1 protein-coding gene, 5 tRNA genes and 9 rRNA genes are annotated in these 16,985 nt (G+C 49.2%); all 15 read right to left on the reverse strand.

What is annotated here, in order from left to right:
* Nucleotides 1-41: 41 nt before the first annotated feature.
* A complete protein-coding gene (locus tag Q5H80_RS13590) occupies nucleotides 42-206 on the reverse strand; it encodes a hypothetical protein (RefSeq protein WP_304565645.1) in 165 nt (54 codons plus the stop codon).
* Between the two features lie 48 nt (nucleotides 207-254).
* Nucleotides 255-331 (reverse strand) — tRNA-Asp (locus tag Q5H80_RS13595).
* A gap of 67 nt (nucleotides 332-398) precedes the next feature.
* A 5S ribosomal RNA gene (rrf, locus tag Q5H80_RS13600) occupies nucleotides 399-514 on the reverse strand.
* A 101-nt stretch (nucleotides 515-615) separates the two neighbouring features.
* A 23S ribosomal RNA gene (locus Q5H80_RS13605) occupies nucleotides 616-3,508 on the reverse strand.
* Between the two features lie 419 nt (nucleotides 3,509-3,927).
* A tRNA-Val gene (locus Q5H80_RS13610) sits at nucleotides 3,928-4,003 on the reverse strand.
* A 32-nt stretch (nucleotides 4,004-4,035) separates the two neighbouring features.
* A tRNA-Lys gene (locus Q5H80_RS13615) sits at nucleotides 4,036-4,111 on the reverse strand.
* A gap of 2 nt (nucleotides 4,112-4,113) precedes the next feature.
* A tRNA-Glu gene (locus Q5H80_RS13620) sits at nucleotides 4,114-4,189 on the reverse strand.
* 91 nt (nucleotides 4,190-4,280) lie between these two features.
* Nucleotides 4,281-5,835 (reverse strand): 16S ribosomal RNA (locus tag Q5H80_RS13625).
* A gap of 394 nt (nucleotides 5,836-6,229) precedes the next feature.
* A 5S ribosomal RNA gene (rrf, locus tag Q5H80_RS13630) occupies nucleotides 6,230-6,345 on the reverse strand.
* 119 nt (nucleotides 6,346-6,464) lie between these two features.
* Nucleotides 6,465-9,357, reverse strand: a 23S ribosomal RNA gene (locus tag Q5H80_RS13635).
* Between the two features lie 355 nt (nucleotides 9,358-9,712).
* A 16S ribosomal RNA gene (locus Q5H80_RS13640) occupies nucleotides 9,713-11,267 on the reverse strand.
* A gap of 426 nt (nucleotides 11,268-11,693) precedes the next feature.
* Nucleotides 11,694-11,809 (reverse strand): 5S ribosomal RNA (rrf, locus tag Q5H80_RS13645).
* A gap of 90 nt (nucleotides 11,810-11,899) precedes the next feature.
* Nucleotides 11,900-14,792 (reverse strand): 23S ribosomal RNA (locus tag Q5H80_RS13650).
* A gap of 320 nt (nucleotides 14,793-15,112) precedes the next feature.
* Nucleotides 15,113-15,188: transfer RNA gene (locus tag Q5H80_RS13655), tRNA-Glu, on the reverse strand.
* Between the two features lie 91 nt (nucleotides 15,189-15,279).
* A 16S ribosomal RNA gene (locus Q5H80_RS13660) occupies nucleotides 15,280-16,834 on the reverse strand.
* Together the 16S, 23S and 5S rRNA genes with 5 tRNA genes alongside form the textbook arrangement of a ribosomal RNA operon.
* Nucleotides 16,835-16,985 lie beyond the last annotated feature (151 nt).

Genomic DNA, 16,985 nt, shown 5'->3' on the forward strand with positions numbered 1-16,985 from the left:
TCGATGGATTAGAAACACTATTTATCAACGCCTAGCAAACGCTAGGCGTTTTTGTATCTACGAGATAGCGAGATAGCGAGATAGCGAGATAGCGAGATAGCGAGATAGCGAGATAGCGAGATAGCGAGATAGCGAGATAGCGAGATAGCGAGATAGCGAGATAGCGAGATAGCGAGATATTTTGAAGAAGGCGACTTAGTTGTCAAACTCCAAACGTAAAAAGCCCAAGTCTTTTGACTTGGGCTTAGTATAAGTGGCGGAGTGGACGGGACTCGAACCCGCGACCCCCGGCGTGACAGGCCGGTATTCTAACCAACTGAACTACCACTCCGCAGTGGTCAACTCACTAAGTGAGCGTCCATATCTCCAGGTCGGTCAACCTAAAGATTTAATTTAAAGCCTGGCGATGTCCTACTCTCACATGGGGAAGCCCCACACTACCATCGGCGCTATTGTGTTTCACTTCTGAGTTCGGCATGGAATCAGGTGGGTCCACAATGCTATGGTCGCCAAGCAAATTTTAAAATTCGGAAAGCTTATCTAAAAGTTATTTCTCTTCAAACTCATTCAAGGTCTGGTCTTTCTATTGAGTCCACAAAACCCCTTGGGTGTTGTATGGTTAAGCCTCACGGGCAATTAGTACAGGTTAGCTCAATGCCTCGCAGCACTTACACACCCTGCCTATCAACGTCGTAGTCTACGACAACCCTTTAGGACGCTTATAGCGCCAGGGAAAACTCATCTCAAGGCTCGCTTCCCGCTTAGATGCTTTCAGCGGTTATCGATTCCGAACTTAGCTACCGGGCAATGCCATTGGCATGACAACCCGAACACCAGAGGTTCGTCCACTCCGGTCCTCTCGTACTAGGAGCAGCCCCTTTCAATTTTCCAACGCCCACGGCAGATAGGGACCGAACTGTCTCACGACGTTCTAAACCCAGCTCGCGTACCACTTTAAATGGCGAACAGCCATACCCTTGGGACCGACTTCAGCCCCAGGATGTGATGAGCCGACATCGAGGTGCCAAACACCGCCGTCGATATGAACTCTTGGGCGGTATCAGCCTGTTATCCCCGGAGTACCTTTTATCCGTTGAGCGATGGCCCTTCCATTCAGAACCACCGGATCACTATGACCTGCTTTCGCACCTGCTCGAATTGTCATTCTCGCAGTCAAGCGGGCTTATGCCATTGCACTAACCACACGATGTCCAACCGTGTTTAGCCCACCTTCGTGCTCCTCCGTTACTCTTTGGGAGGAGACCGCCCCAGTCAAACTACCCACCAGGCACTGTCCGTAATCCCGATTCAGGGACCAACGTTAGAACATCAAAACTACAAGGGTGGTATTTCAAGGACGACTCCACCACATCTAGCGACGCGGTTTCATAGTCTCCCACCTATCCTACACATGTAGGTTCAATGTTCAGTGCCAAGCTGTAGTAAAGGTTCACGGGGTCTTTCCGTCTAGCCGCGGGTACACTGCATCTTCACAGCGATTTCAATTTCACTGAGTCTCGGGTGGAGACAGCGTGGCCATCATTACGCCATTCGTGCAGGTCGGAACTTACCCGACAAGGAATTTCGCTACCTTAGGACCGTTATAGTTACGGCCGCCGTTTACCGGGGCTTCGATCAAGAGCTTCGACCGAAGTCTAACCCCATCAATTAACCTTCCGGCACCGGGCAGGCGTCACACCGTATACGTCATCTTACGATTTTGCACAGTGCTGTGTTTTTAATAAACAGTTGCAGCCACCTGGTATCTGCGACTCTCGTCTGCTCCATCCGCAAGGGACTTCACTGATAAGAGCGTACCTTCTCCCGAAGTTACGGTACCATTTTGCCTAGTTCCTTCACCCGAGTTCTCTCAAGCGCCTTGGTATTCTCTACCCGACCACCTGTGTCGGTTTGGGGTACGATTCCTTACAATCTGAAGCTTAGAGGCTTTTCCTGGAAGCATGGCATCAATGACTTCACTACCGTAGTAGCTCGACATCGTATCTCAGCGTTAAGAAAGTCCGGATTTACCTAAACTTTCCGCCTACATACTTGAACCTGGACAACCGTCGCCAGGCCCACCTAGCCTTCTCCGTCCCCCCATCGCAATTGTAAGAAGTACGGGAATATTAACCCGTTTCCCATCGACTACGCCTTTCGGCCTCGCCTTAGGAGTCGACTTACCCTGCCCCGATTAACGTTGGACAGGAACCCTTGGTCTTCCGGCGAGGGAGTTTTTCACTCCCTTTATCGTTACTCATGTCAGCATTCGCACTTCTGATACCTCCAGCATGCCTTACAGCACACCTTCAACGGCTTACAGAACGCTCCCCTACCCCACATACCCTAAGGTACGTAGCCGCAGCTTCGGTGTATAGCTTAGCCCCGTTACATCTTCCGCGCAGGCCGACTCGACCAGTGAGCTATTACGCTTTCTTTAAATGATGGCTGCTTCTAAGCCAACATCCTGGCTGTCTGAGCCTTCCCACATCGTTTCCCACTTAGCTATACTTTGGGACCTTAGCTGGCGGTCTGGGTTGTTTCCCTCTCCACGACGGACGTTAGCACCCGCCGTGTGTCTCCCGGATAGTACTTACTGGTATTCGGAGTTTGCAAAGGGTTGGTAAGTCGGGATGACCCCCTAGCCTTAACAGTGCTCTACCCCCAGTAGTATTCGTCCGAGGCGCTACCTAAATAGCTTTCGGGGAGAACCAGCTATCTCCAGGTTTGATTGGCCTTTCACCCCTAGCCACAAGTCATCCGCTAATTTTTCAACATTAGTCGGTTCGGTCCTCCAGTTGATGTTACTCAACCTTCAACCTGCCCATGGCTAGATCACCTGGTTTCGGGTCTAATCCTAGCAACTGTACGCCCAGTTAAGACTCGGTTTCCCTACGGCTCCCCTAAACGGTTAACCTTGCTACTAAAATTAAGTCGCTGACCCATTATACAAAAGGTACGCAGTCACACCACGAAGGTGCTCCTACTGCTTGTACGTACACGGTTTCAGGTTCTATTTCACTCCCCTCACAGGGGTTCTTTTCGCCTTTCCCTCACGGTACTGGTTCACTATCGGTCAGTCAGTAGTATTTAGCCTTGGAGGATGGTCCCCCCATATTCAGACAGGATATCACGTGTCCCGCCCTACTCGTTTTCACTGATTATGATGTGTCGGTTACGGGGCTATCACCCTTTATTGCGAGACTTTCCAGACTCTTCACCTGCATCATTAAAAGCTTAAGGGCTAATCCAATTTCGCTCGCCGCTACTTTCGGAATCTCGGTTGATTTCTCTTCCTCGGGGTACTTAGATGTTTCAGTTCCCCCGGTTTGCCTCCTGTTGCTATGTATTCACAACAGGATACGTGCTTATGCACGTGGGTTTCCCCATTCAGAAATCCCAGACTCAAAAGGTTATTACTACCTAATCTGGGCTTATCGCAAGTTATTACGTCTTTCATCGCCTCTGACTGCCAAGGCATCCACCGTGTACGCTTAGTCACTTAACCATACAACCCGAAAGGGTCTCTGTTTTACTTTCACTTTTGAAAAGTGAAAACAAACTAGTATGGCAACTAACCAAGGTTTTTGGTTGTCATCAAGAAGGGTTAATTCTTGATAACTCTTTGCCGGACTCAATTGTGAATCAAACTAAAGTTTGATTCGAATACAAGACACTTAAATGTGTTTGTTGTGTTTATACCGTTCTTATTAACTAAGAGCAGATAAACATTGAGAACTTTTAAATTTGATTAACATGACTCGTAAGTCAGTTAATCAGTCAGCTTTCCAAATTGTTAAAGAGCATGAGACTTTAAGAACCAGTGTTCTAAAATTCACATTTTCTAAAGACTCTCAGGGTCAAACACACCAACCAACGACAAAAGAAGTGGTTTGGATATGACTATAACCAAGAATATTTAGAGAATGGTGGGCGATACCGGGCTCGAACCAGTGACCCCCTGCTTGTAAGGCAGGTGCTCTCCCAACTGAGCTAATCGCCCACGATAGTTTTAATTCCTTCGCGGAGAAAGAATGGTGGGTCGTGCAGGATTCGAACCTGCGACCAATTGATTAAAAGTCAACTGCTCTACCAACTGAGCTAACGACCCAATGGTATCCCGTAGGGGAGTCGAACCCCTGTTACCGCCGTGAAAGGGCGGTGTCCTAGGCCTCTAGACGAACGGGACACTGGATATTGAAGAACTTGGGAGTTCTTCGTCTCTTTACTTTTCTAAACCTAATCAATCTGTGTGGACACTCATCGTAAGTATCTTCGTATAAGGAGGTGATCCAGCCCCAGGTTCCCCTAGGGCTACCTTGTTACGACTTCACCCCAGTCATGAACCACAAAGTGGTGAGCGTCCTCCCCGAAAGGTTAAACTACCCACTTCTTTTGCAGCCCACTCCCATGGTGTGACGGGCGGTGTGTACAAGGCCCGGGAACGTATTCACCGTGACATTCTGATTCACGATTACTAGCGATTCCGACTTCATGGAGTCGAGTTGCAGACTCCAATCCGGACTACGACGCACTTTTTGGGATTCGCTCACTATCGCTAGCTTGCTGCCCTCTGTATGCGCCATTGTAGCACGTGTGTAGCCCTACTCGTAAGGGCCATGATGACTTGACGTCGTCCCCACCTTCCTCCGGTTTATCACCGGCAGTCTCCCTGGAGTTCCCGACATTACTCGCTGGCAAACAAGGATAAGGGTTGCGCTCGTTGCGGGACTTAACCCAACATTTCACAACACGAGCTGACGACAGCCATGCAGCACCTGTCTCAGAGCTCCCGAAGGCACACCTGCGTCTCCGCTGGCTTCTCTGGATGTCAAGAGTAGGTAAGGTTCTTCGCGTTGCATCGAATTAAACCACATGCTCCACCGCTTGTGCGGGCCCCCGTCAATTCATTTGAGTTTTAATCTTGCGACCGTACTCCCCAGGCGGTCTACTTAACGCGTTAGCTCCGAAAGCCACGGCTCAAGGCCACAACCTCCAAGTAGACATCGTTTACGGCGTGGACTACCAGGGTATCTAATCCTGTTTGCTCCCCACGCTTTCGCATCTGAGTGTCAGTGTCTGTCCAGGGGGCCGCCTTCGCCACTGGTATTCCTTCAGATCTCTACGCATTTCACCGCTACACCTGAAATTCTACCCCCCTCTACAGCACTCTAGTTCACCAGTTTCAAATGCAGTTCCGAGGTTGAGCCCCGGGCTTTCACATCTGACTTAATGAACCACCTGCATGCGCTTTACGCCCAGTAATTCCGATTAACGCTCGCACCCTCCGTATTACCGCGGCTGCTGGCACGGAGTTAGCCGGTGCTTCTTCTGTTGCTAACGTCAAGAGATAACGCTATTAACGTTACCCCCTTCCTCACAACTGAAAGTACTTTACAACCCGAAGGCCTTCTTCATACACGCGGCATGGCTGCATCAGGCTTTCGCCCATTGTGCAATATTCCCCACTGCTGCCTCCCGTAGGAGTCTGGACCGTGTCTCAGTTCCAGTGTGGCTGATCATCCTCTCAGACCAGCTAGGGATCGTCGCCTTGGTGAGCCATTACCTCACCAACTAGCTAATCCCACCTAGGCATATCTTGACGCGAGAGGTCCGAAGATCCCCCTCTTTGGCCCGTAGGCATTATGCGGTATTAGCCATCGTTTCCAATGGTTATCCCCCACATCAAGGCAATTTCCTAGGCATTACTCACCCGTCCGCCGCTCGACGCCCAACAAATCCTCCGAAGATTCAATGTTGTCGTTTCCGCTCGACTTGCATGTGTTAGGCCTGCCGCCAGCGTTCAATCTGAGCCATGATCAAACTCTTCAATTTAAGATTTTGTGACTCAATGAATACTGACTTCAAAACTACTATGTAATTTTAAAGCTATTACCATTCCAACAGAATGGTAATGAATTGACTGTGCCGAATAACTACAAGTAGTTAAACGTATTGGTCACTCAGTTCATTGAAATCAAGTTTGTTACCGAAGTAACTGTTACTACCTAAGTAATAACGTTTTGATATTCATCAACGAGTGCCCACACAGATTGATAGGTTTAAATTGTTAAAGAGCTTGTTCTCTAAAAAGAGAACGCTTTCAGTGCCTTAGCACTCAAGCAGGACGCGTATAATACGCTTTCCACTTTAAAAGTCAACATAAAACTCTAAGAAACTTAGAATTCTATGGTGACTTGTCTACTTTGTAGACAAAGTCGAAATTAAAGCCTGGCGATGTCCTACTCTCACATGGGGAAACCCCACACTACCATCGGCGCTATTGTGTTTCACTTCTGAGTTCGGCATGGAATCAGGTGGGTCCACAATGCTATGGTCGCCAAGCAAATTTTAAAATTCGGAAAGCTGCTTCTCTATTTAATAGAGCTATAAAAGTTATTTCTCTTCAAACTCATTCAAGGTCTGGTCTTTCTATTGAGTCCACAAAACCCCTTGGGTGTTGTATGGTTAAGCCTCACGGGCAATTAGTACAGGTTAGCTCAATGCCTCGCAGCACTTACACACCCTGCCTATCAACGTCGTAGTCTACGACAACCCTTTAGGACACTTATAGTGCCAGGGAAAACTCATCTCAAGGCTCGCTTCCCGCTTAGATGCTTTCAGCGGTTATCGATTCCGAACTTAGCTACCGGGCAATGCCATTGGCATGACAACCCGAACACCAGAGGTTCGTCCACTCCGGTCCTCTCGTACTAGGAGCAGCCCCTTTCAATTTTCCAACGCCCACGGCAGATAGGGACCGAACTGTCTCACGACGTTCTAAACCCAGCTCGCGTACCACTTTAAATGGCGAACAGCCATACCCTTGGGACCGACTTCAGCCCCAGGATGTGATGAGCCGACATCGAGGTGCCAAACACCGCCGTCGATATGAACTCTTGGGCGGTATCAGCCTGTTATCCCCGGAGTACCTTTTATCCGTTGAGCGATGGCCCTTCCATTCAGAACCACCGGATCACTATGACCTGCTTTCGCACCTGCTCGAATTGTCATTCTCGCAGTCAAGCGGGCTTATGCCATTGCACTAACCACACGATGTCCAACCGTGTTTAGCCCACCTTCGTGCTCCTCCGTTACTCTTTGGGAGGAGACCGCCCCAGTCAAACTACCCACCAGGCACTGTCCGTAACCCCGATTCAGGGGCCAACGTTAGAACATCAAAACTACAAGGGTGGTATTTCAAGGACGACTCCACCACATCTAGCGACGCGGTTTCATAGTCTCCCACCTATCCTACACATGTAGGTTCAATGTTCAGTGCCAAGCTGTAGTAAAGGTTCACGGGGTCTTTCCGTCTAGCCGCGGGTACACTGCATCTTCACAGCGATTTCAATTTCACTGAGTCTCGGGTGGAGACAGCGTGGCCATCATTACGCCATTCGTGCAGGTCGGAACTTACCCGACAAGGAATTTCGCTACCTTAGGACCGTTATAGTTACGGCCGCCGTTTACCGGGGCTTCGATCAAGAGCTTCGACCGAAGTCTAACCCCATCAATTAACCTTCCGGCACCGGGCAGGCGTCACACCGTATACGTCATCTTACGATTTTGCACAGTGCTGTGTTTTTAATAAACAGTTGCAGCCACCTGGTATCTGCGACTCTCGTCTGCTCCATCCGCAAGGGACTTCACTGATAAGAGCGTACCTTCTCCCGAAGTTACGGTACCATTTTGCCTAGTTCCTTCACCCGAGTTCTCTCAAGCGCCTTGGTATTCTCTACCCGACCACCTGTGTCGGTTTGGGGTACGATTCCTTACAATCTGAAGCTTAGAGGCTTTTCCTGGAAGCATGGCATCAATGACTTCACTACCGTAGTAGCTCGACATCGTATCTCAGCGTTAAGAAAGTCCGGATTTACCTAAACTTTCCGCCTACATACTTGAACCTGGACAACCGTCGCCAGGCCCACCTAGCCTTCTCCGTCCCCCCATCGCAATTGTAAGAAGTACGGGAATATTAACCCGTTTCCCATCGACTACGCCTTTCGGCCTCGCCTTAGGAGTCGACTTACCCTGCCCCGATTAACGTTGGACAGGAACCCTTGGTCTTCCGGCGAGGGAGTTTTTCACTCCCTTTATCGTTACTCATGTCAGCATTCGCACTTCTGATACCTCCAGCATGCCTTACAGCACACCTTCAACGGCTTACAGAACGCTCCCCTACCCCACATACCCTAAGGTACGTAGCCGCAGCTTCGGTGTATAGCTTAGCCCCGTTACATCTTCCGCGCAGGCCGACTCGACCAGTGAGCTATTACGCTTTCTTTAAATGATGGCTGCTTCTAAGCCAACATCCTGGCTGTCTGAGCCTTCCCACATCGTTTCCCACTTAGCTATACTTTGGGACCTTAGCTGGCGGTCTGGGTTGTTTCCCTCTCCACGACGGACGTTAGCACCCGCCGTGTGTCTCCCGGATAGTACTTACTGGTATTCGGAGTTTGCAAAGGGTTGGTAAGTCGGGATGACCCCCTAGCCTTAACAGTGCTCTACCCCCAGTAGTATTCGTCCGAGGCGCTACCTAAATAGCTTTCGGGGAGAACCAGCTATCTCCAGGTTTGATTGGCCTTTCACCCCTAGCCACAAGTCATCCGCTAATTTTTCAACATTAGTCGGTTCGGTCCTCCAGTTGATGTTACTCAACCTTCAACCTGCCCATGGCTAGATCACCTGGTTTCGGGTCTAATCCTAGCAACTGTACGCCCAGTTAAGACTCGGTTTCCCTACGGCTCCCCTAAACGGTTAACCTTGCTACTAAAATTAAGTCGCTGACCCATTATACAAAAGGTACGCAGTCACACCACGAAGGTGCTCCTACTGCTTGTACGTACACGGTTTCAGGTTCTATTTCACTCCCCTCACAGGGGTTCTTTTCGCCTTTCCCTCACGGTACTGGTTCACTATCGGTCAGTCAGTAGTATTTAGCCTTGGAGGATGGTCCCCCCATATTCAGACAGGATATCACGTGTCCCGCCCTACTCGTTTTCACTGATTATAATGTGTCGGTTACGGGGCTATCACCCTTTATTGCGAGACTTTCCAGACTCTTCACCTGCATCATTAAAAGCTTAAGGGCTAATCCAATTTCGCTCGCCGCTACTTTCGGAATCTCGGTTGATTTCTCTTCCTCGGGGTACTTAGATGTTTCAGTTCCCCCGGTTTGCCTCCTGTTGCTATGTATTCACAACAGGATACTTACTTATGTAAGTGGGTTTCCCCATTCAGGAATCCCAGACTCAAAAGGTTATTACTACCTAATCTGGGCTTATCGCAAGTTATTACGCCTTTCATCGCCTCTGACTGCCAAGGCATCCACCGTGTACGCTTAGTCACTTAACCATACAACCCGAAAGGGTCTTAGTGTATGGCAACTAACCAAGGTTTTTGGTTGTCATCAAGAAGGGTTAATTCTTGATGACTGTTTGCCGGACTCAATTGTGAATCAAACTAAGTTTGATTCGAATACAAGACACTTGAATGTGTTTGTTGTGTTTATCTAATGAAAGATAAACATTGAGAACTTTTAAATTTGATTGAATTACTCGTAAGTAATCAAATCAGTCAGCTTTCCAAATTGTTAAAGAGCATAAAGCAAAAAGCTTTAATCAATAACTTACGTTATTAATTAAAGCTCTGGCTTTAACTAAATCTAAACCATCAATCTGTGTGGACACTCATCGTGACTATCTTCGTATAAGGAGGTGATCCAGCCCCAGGTTCCCCTAGGGCTACCTTGTTACGACTTCACCCCAGTCATGAACCACAAAGTGGTGAGCGTCCTCCCCGAAAGGTTAAACTACCCACTTCTTTTGCAGCCCACTCCCATGGTGTGACGGGCGGTGTGTACAAGGCCCGGGAACGTATTCACCGTGACATTCTGATTCACGATTACTAGCGATTCCGACTTCATGGAGTCGAGTTGCAGACTCCAATCCGGACTACGACGCACTTTTTGGGATTCGCTCACTATCGCTAGCTTGCTGCCCTCTGTATGCGCCATTGTAGCACGTGTGTAGCCCTACTCGTAAGGGCCATGATGACTTGACGTCGTCCCCACCTTCCTCCGGTTTATCACCGGCAGTCTCCCTGGAGTTCCCGACATTACTCGCTGGCAAACAAGGATAAGGGTTGCGCTCGTTGCGGGACTTAACCCAACATTTCACAACACGAGCTGACGACAGCCATGCAGCACCTGTCTCAGAGCTCCCGAAGGCACACCTGCGTCTCCGCTGGCTTCTCTGGATGTCAAGAGTAGGTAAGGTTCTTCGCGTTGCATCGAATTAAACCACATGCTCCACCGCTTGTGCGGGCCCCCGTCAATTCATTTGAGTTTTAATCTTGCGACCGTACTCCCCAGGCGGTCTACTTAACGCGTTAGCTCCGAAAGCCACGGCTCAAGGCCACAACCTCCAAGTAGACATCGTTTACGGCGTGGACTACCAGGGTATCTAATCCTGTTTGCTCCCCACGCTTTCGCATCTGAGTGTCAGTGTCTGTCCAGGGGGCCGCCTTCGCCACTGGTATTCCTTCAGATCTCTACGCATTTCACCGCTACACCTGAAATTCTACCCCCCTCTACAGCACTCTAGTTCACCAGTTTCAAATGCAGTTCCGAGGTTGAGCCCCGGGCTTTCACATCTGACTTAATGAACCACCTGCATGCGCTTTACGCCCAGTAATTCCGATTAACGCTCGCACCCTCCGTATTACCGCGGCTGCTGGCACGGAGTTAGCCGGTGCTTCTTCTGTTGCTAACGTCAAGATGCGCAGCTATTAACTACACACCCTTCCTCACAACTGAAAGTACTTTACAACCCGAAGGCCTTCTTCATACACGCGGCATGGCTGCATCAGGCTTTCGCCCATTGTGCAATATTCCCCACTGCTGCCTCCCGTAGGAGTCTGGACCGTGTCTCAGTTCCAGTGTGGCTGATCATCCTCTCAGACCAGCTAGGGATCGTCGCCTTGGTGAGCCATTACCTCACCAACTAGCTAATCCCACCTAGGCATATCTTGACGCGAGAGGCCCGAAGGTCCCCCTCTTTGGCCCGTAGGCATTATGCGGTATTAGCCATCGTTTCCAATGGTTATCCCCCACATCAAGGCAATTTCCTAGGCATTACTCACCCGTCCGCCGCTCGACGCCCATTAACGCACCCGAAGGATTGTTAGTGTCGTTTCCGCTCGACTTGCATGTGTTAGGCCTGCCGCCAGCGTTCAATCTGAGCCATGATCAAACTCTTCAATTTAAGATTTTGTGACTCAACGAATACTGACTTCAAAACTATTCTTTATAAATAAAGAGTGTAATTTTAAAGCTATTACCCCTCTCTTCTTAAATAAATAGGAACAGAATGGTAATGAATTGACTGTGCCAAAATTAAGTAAACTTAATTTTGCATTGGTCACTCAGTTCATTGAAATCAAGTTTGATTCCGAAGAATCTGTTTTATCTAACGATAAAACGTTTTGATATTCATCAACGAGTGCCCACACAGATTGATAGGTTTAAATTGTTAAAGAGCTTGTTCTCTAAAAAGAGAACGCTTTCAGTGCCTTAGCACTCAAGCAGGACGCGTATAATACGCTTTCCACTTTGAAAGTCAACATAAAACTCTAAGAAACTTAGAATTCTATGGTGACTTGTCTACTTTGTAGACAAAGTCGAAATTAAAGCCTGGCGATGTCCTACTCTCACATGGGGAAACCCCACACTACCATCGGCGCTATTGTGTTTCACTTCTGAGTTCGGCATGGAGTCAGGTGGGTCCACAATGCTATGGTCGCCAAGCAAATTTTAAAATTCGGAAAGCTAATTTAAAAGTCTCTTCAAACTCATTCAAGGTCTGTCTTTGAGTCCACAAAACCCCTTGGGTGTTGTATGGTTAAGCCTCACGGGCAATTAGTACAGGTTAGCTCAATGCCTCGCAGCACTTACACACCCTGCCTATCAACGTCGTAGTCTACGACAACCCTTTAGGACACTTATAGTGCCAGGGAAAACTCATCTCAAGGCTCGCTTCCCGCTTAGATGCTTTCAGCGGTTATCGATTCCGAACTTAGCTACCGGGCAATGCCATTGGCATGACAACCCGAACACCAGAGGTTCGTCCACTCCGGTCCTCTCGTACTAGGAGCAGCCCCTTTCAATTTTCCAACGCCCACGGCAGATAGGGACCGAACTGTCTCACGACGTTCTAAACCCAGCTCGCGTACCACTTTAAATGGCGAACAGCCATACCCTTGGGACCGACTTCAGCCCCAGGATGTGATGAGCCGACATCGAGGTGCCAAACACCGCCGTCGATATGAACTCTTGGGCGGTATCAGCCTGTTATCCCCGGAGTACCTTTTATCCGTTGAGCGATGGCCCTTCCATTCAGAACCACCGGATCACTATGACCTGCTTTCGCACCTGCTCGAATTGTCATTCTCGCAGTCAAGCGGGCTTATGCCATTGCACTAACCACACGATGTCCAACCGTGTTTAGCCCACCTTCGTGCTCCTCCGTTACTCTTTGGGAGGAGACCGCCCCAGTCAAACTACCCACCAGGCACTGTCCGTAATCCCGATTCAGGGACCAACGTTAGAACATCAAAACTACAAGGGTGGTATTTCAAGGACGACTCCACCACATCTAGCGACGCGGTTTCATAGTCTCCCACCTATCCTACACATGTAGGTTCAATGTTCAGTGCCAAGCTGTAGTAAAGGTTCACGGGGTCTTTCCGTCTAGCCGCGGGTACACTGCATCTTCACAGCGATTTCAATTTCACTGAGTCTCGGGTGGAGACAGCGTGGCCATCATTACGCCATTCGTGCAGGTCGGAACTTACCCGACAAGGAATTTCGCTACCTTAGGACCGTTATAGTTACGGCCGCCGTTTACCGGGGCTTCGATCAAGAGCTTCGACCGAAGTCTAACCCCATCAATTAACCTTCCGGCACCGGGCAGGCGTCACACCGTATACGTCATCTTACGATTTTGCACAGTGCTGTGTTTTTAATAAACAGTTGCAGCCACCTGGTATCTGCGACTCTCGTCTGCTCCATCCGCAAGGGACTTCACTGATAAGAGCGTACCTTCTCCCGAAGTTACGGTACCATTTTGCCTAGTTCCTTCACCCGAGTTCTCTCAAGCGCCTTGGTATTCTCTACCCGACCACCTGTGTCGGTTTGGGGTACGATTCCTTACAATCTGAAGCTTAGAGGCTTTTCCTGGAAGCATGGCATCAATGACTTCACTACCGTAGTAGCTCGACATCGTATCTCAGCGTTAAGAAAGTCCGGATTTACCTAAACTTTCCGCCTACATACTTGAACCTGGACAACCGTCGCCAGGCCCACCTAGCCTTCTCCGTCCCCCCATCGCAATTGTAAGAAGTACGGGAATATTAACCCGTTTCCCATCGACTACGCCTTTCGGCCTCGCCTTAGGAGTCGACTTACCCTGCCCCGATTAACGTTGGACAGGAACCCTTGGTCTTCCGGCGAGGGAGTTTTTCACTCCCTTTATCGTTACTCATGTCAGCATTCGCACTTCTGATACCTCCAGCAGCCCTTACAGACCACCTTCAACGGCTTACAGAACGCTCCCCTACCCCACATACCCTAAGGTACGTAGCCGCAGCTTCGGTGTATAGCTTAGCCCCGTTACATCTTCCGCGCAGGCCGACTCGACCAGTGAGCTATTACGCTTTCTTTAAATGATGGCTGCTTCTAAGCCAACATCCTGGCTGTCTGAGCCTTCCCACATCGTTTCCCACTTAGCTATACTTTGGGACCTTAGCTGGCGGTCTGGGTTGTTTCCCTCTCCACGACGGACGTTAGCACCCGCCGTGTGTCTCCCGGATAGTACTTACTGGTATTCGGAGTTTGCAAAGGGTTGGTAAGTCGGGATGACCCCCTAGCCTTAACAGTGCTCTACCCCCAGTAGTATTCGTCCGAGGCGCTACCTAAATAGCTTTCGGGGAGAACCAGCTATCTCCAGGTTTGATTGGCCTTTCACCCCTAGCCACAAGTCATCCGCTAATTTTTCAACATTAGTCGGTTCGGTCCTCCAGTTGATGTTACTCAACCTTCAACCTGCCCATGGCTAGATCACCTGGTTTCGGGTCTAATCCTAGCAACTGTACGCCCAGTTAAGACTCGGTTTCCCTACGGCTCCCCTAAACGGTTAACCTTGCTACTAAAATTAAGTCGCTGACCCATTATACAAAAGGTACGCAGTCACACCACGAAGGTGCTCCTACTGCTTGTACGTACACGGTTTCAGGTTCTATTTCACTCCCCTCACAGGGGTTCTTTTCGCCTTTCCCTCACGGTACTGGTTCACTATCGGTCAGTCAGTAGTATTTAGCCTTGGAGGATGGTCCCCCCATATTCAGACAGGATATCACGTGTCCCGCCCTACTCGTTTTCACTGATTATGATGTGTCGGTTACGGGGCTATCACCCTTTATTGCGAGACTTTCCAGACTCTTCACCTGCATCATTAAAAGCTTAAGGGCTAATCCAATTTCGCTCGCCGCTACTTTCGGAATCTCGGTTGATTTCTCTTCCTCGGGGTACTTAGATGTTTCAGTTCCCCCGGTTTGCCTCCTGTTGCTATGTATTCACAACAGGATACGTGCTTATGCACGTGGGTTTCCCCATTCAGAAATCCCAGACTCAAAAGGTTATTACTACCTAATCTGGGCTTATCGCAAGTTATTACGTCTTTCATCGCCTCTGACTGCCAAGGCATCCACCGTGTACGCTTAGTCACTTAACCATACAACCCGAAAGGGTCTTAGTGTATGGCAACTAACCAAGGTTTTTGGTTGTCATTAAGAAGGGTTAATTCTCAATGACTGTTTGCCGGACTCAATTGTGAATCAAACTAAGTTTGATTCGAATACAAGACACTTAAATGTGTTTGTTGTGTTTATCTAATGAAAGATAAACATTGAGAACTTTTAAATTTGATTTGAATTACTCGTAAGTAATCAAATCAGTCAGCTTTCCAAATTGTTAAAGAGCAAATCACTTCATAACGAAGTAATCATTTTTAAATATTCTCATCGGCTTTTTGCTTCAAAGAACGCTTAAAGATGGTATCCCGTAGGGGAGTCGAACCCCTGTTACCGCCGTGAAAGGGCGGTGTCCTAGGCCTCTAGACGAACGGGACACTGGATATTGAAGAACTTGGGAGTTCTTCGTCTCTTTACTTTTCTAAACCTAATCAATCTGTGTGGACACTCATCGTAAGTATCTTCGTATAAGGAGGTGATCCAGCCCCAGGTTCCCCTAGGGCTACCTTGTTACGACTTCACCCCAGTCATGAACCACAAAGTGGTGAGCGTCCTCCCCGAAAGGTTAAACTACCCACTTCTTTTGCAGCCCACTCCCATGGTGTGACGGGCGGTGTGTACAAGGCCCGGGAACGTATTCACCGTGACATTCTGATTCACGATTACTAGCGATTCCGACTTCATGGAGTCGAGTTGCAGACTCCAATCCGGACTACGACGCACTTTTTGGGATTCGCTCACTATCGCTAGCTTGCTGCCCTCTGTATGCGCCATTGTAGCACGTGTGTAGCCCTACTCGTAAGGGCCATGATGACTTGACGTCGTCCCCACCTTCCTCCGGTTTATCACCGGCAGTCTCCCTGGAGTTCCCGACATTACTCGCTGGCAAACAAGGATAAGGGTTGCGCTCGTTGCGGGACTTAACCCAACATTTCACAACACGAGCTGACGACAGCCATGCAGCACCTGTCTCAGAGCTCCCGAAGGCACACCTGCGTCTCCGCTGGCTTCTCTGGATGTCAAGAGTAGGTAAGGTTCTTCGCGTTGCATCGAATTAAACCACATGCTCCACCGCTTGTGCGGGCCCCCGTCAATTCATTTGAGTTTTAATCTTGCGACCGTACTCCCCAGGCGGTCTACTTAACGCGTTAGCTCCGAAAGCCACGGCTCAAGGCCACAACCTCCAAGTAGACATCGTTTACGGCGTGGACTACCAGGGTATCTAATCCTGTTTGCTCCCCACGCTTTCGCATCTGAGTGTCAGTGTCTGTCCAGGGGGCCGCCTTCGCCACTGGTATTCCTTCAGATCTCTACGCATTTCACCGCTACACCTGAAATTCTACCCCCCTCTACAGCACTCTAGTTCACCAGTTTCAAATGCAGTTCCGAGGTTGAGCCCCGGGCTTTCACATCTGACTTAATGAACCACCTGCATGCGCTTTACGCCCAGTAATTCCGATTAACGCTCGCACCCTCCGTATTACCGCGGCTGCTGGCACGGAGTTAGCCGGTGCTTCTTCTGTTGCTAACGTCAAGATGCGCAGCTATTAACTACACACCCTTCCTCACAACTGAAAGTACTTTACAACCCGAAGGCCTTCTTCATACACGCGGCATGGCTGCATCAGGCTTTCGCCCATTGTGCAATATTCCCCACTGCTGCCTCCCGTAGGAGTCTGGACCGTGTCTCAGTTCCAGTGTGGCTGATCATCCTCTCAGACCAGCTAGGGATCGTCGCCTTGGTGAGCCATTACCTCACCAACTAGCTAATCCCACCTAGGCATATCTTGACGCGAGAGGCCCGAAGGTCCCCCTCTTTGGCCCGTAGGCATTATGCGGTATTAGCCATCGTTTCCAATGGTTATCCCCCACATCAAGGCAATTTCCTAGGCATTACTCACCCGTCCGCCGCTCGACGCCCATTAACGCACCCGAAGGATTGTTAGTGTCGTTTCCGCTCGACTTGCATGTGTTAGGCCTGCCGCCAGCGTTCAATCTGAGCCATGATCAAACTCTTCAATTTAAGATTTTGTGACTCAACGAATACTGACTTCAAAACTATTCTTTATAAATAAAGAGTGTAATTTTAAAGCTATTACCCCTCTCTTCTTAAATAAATAGGAACAGAATGGTAATGAATTGACTGTGCCAAAATTAAGTAAACTTAATTTTGT

This window comes from Vibrio sp. SNU_ST1 (assembly GCF_030563405.1).
GTDB lineage: Bacteria > Pseudomonadota > Gammaproteobacteria > Enterobacterales > Vibrionaceae > Vibrio.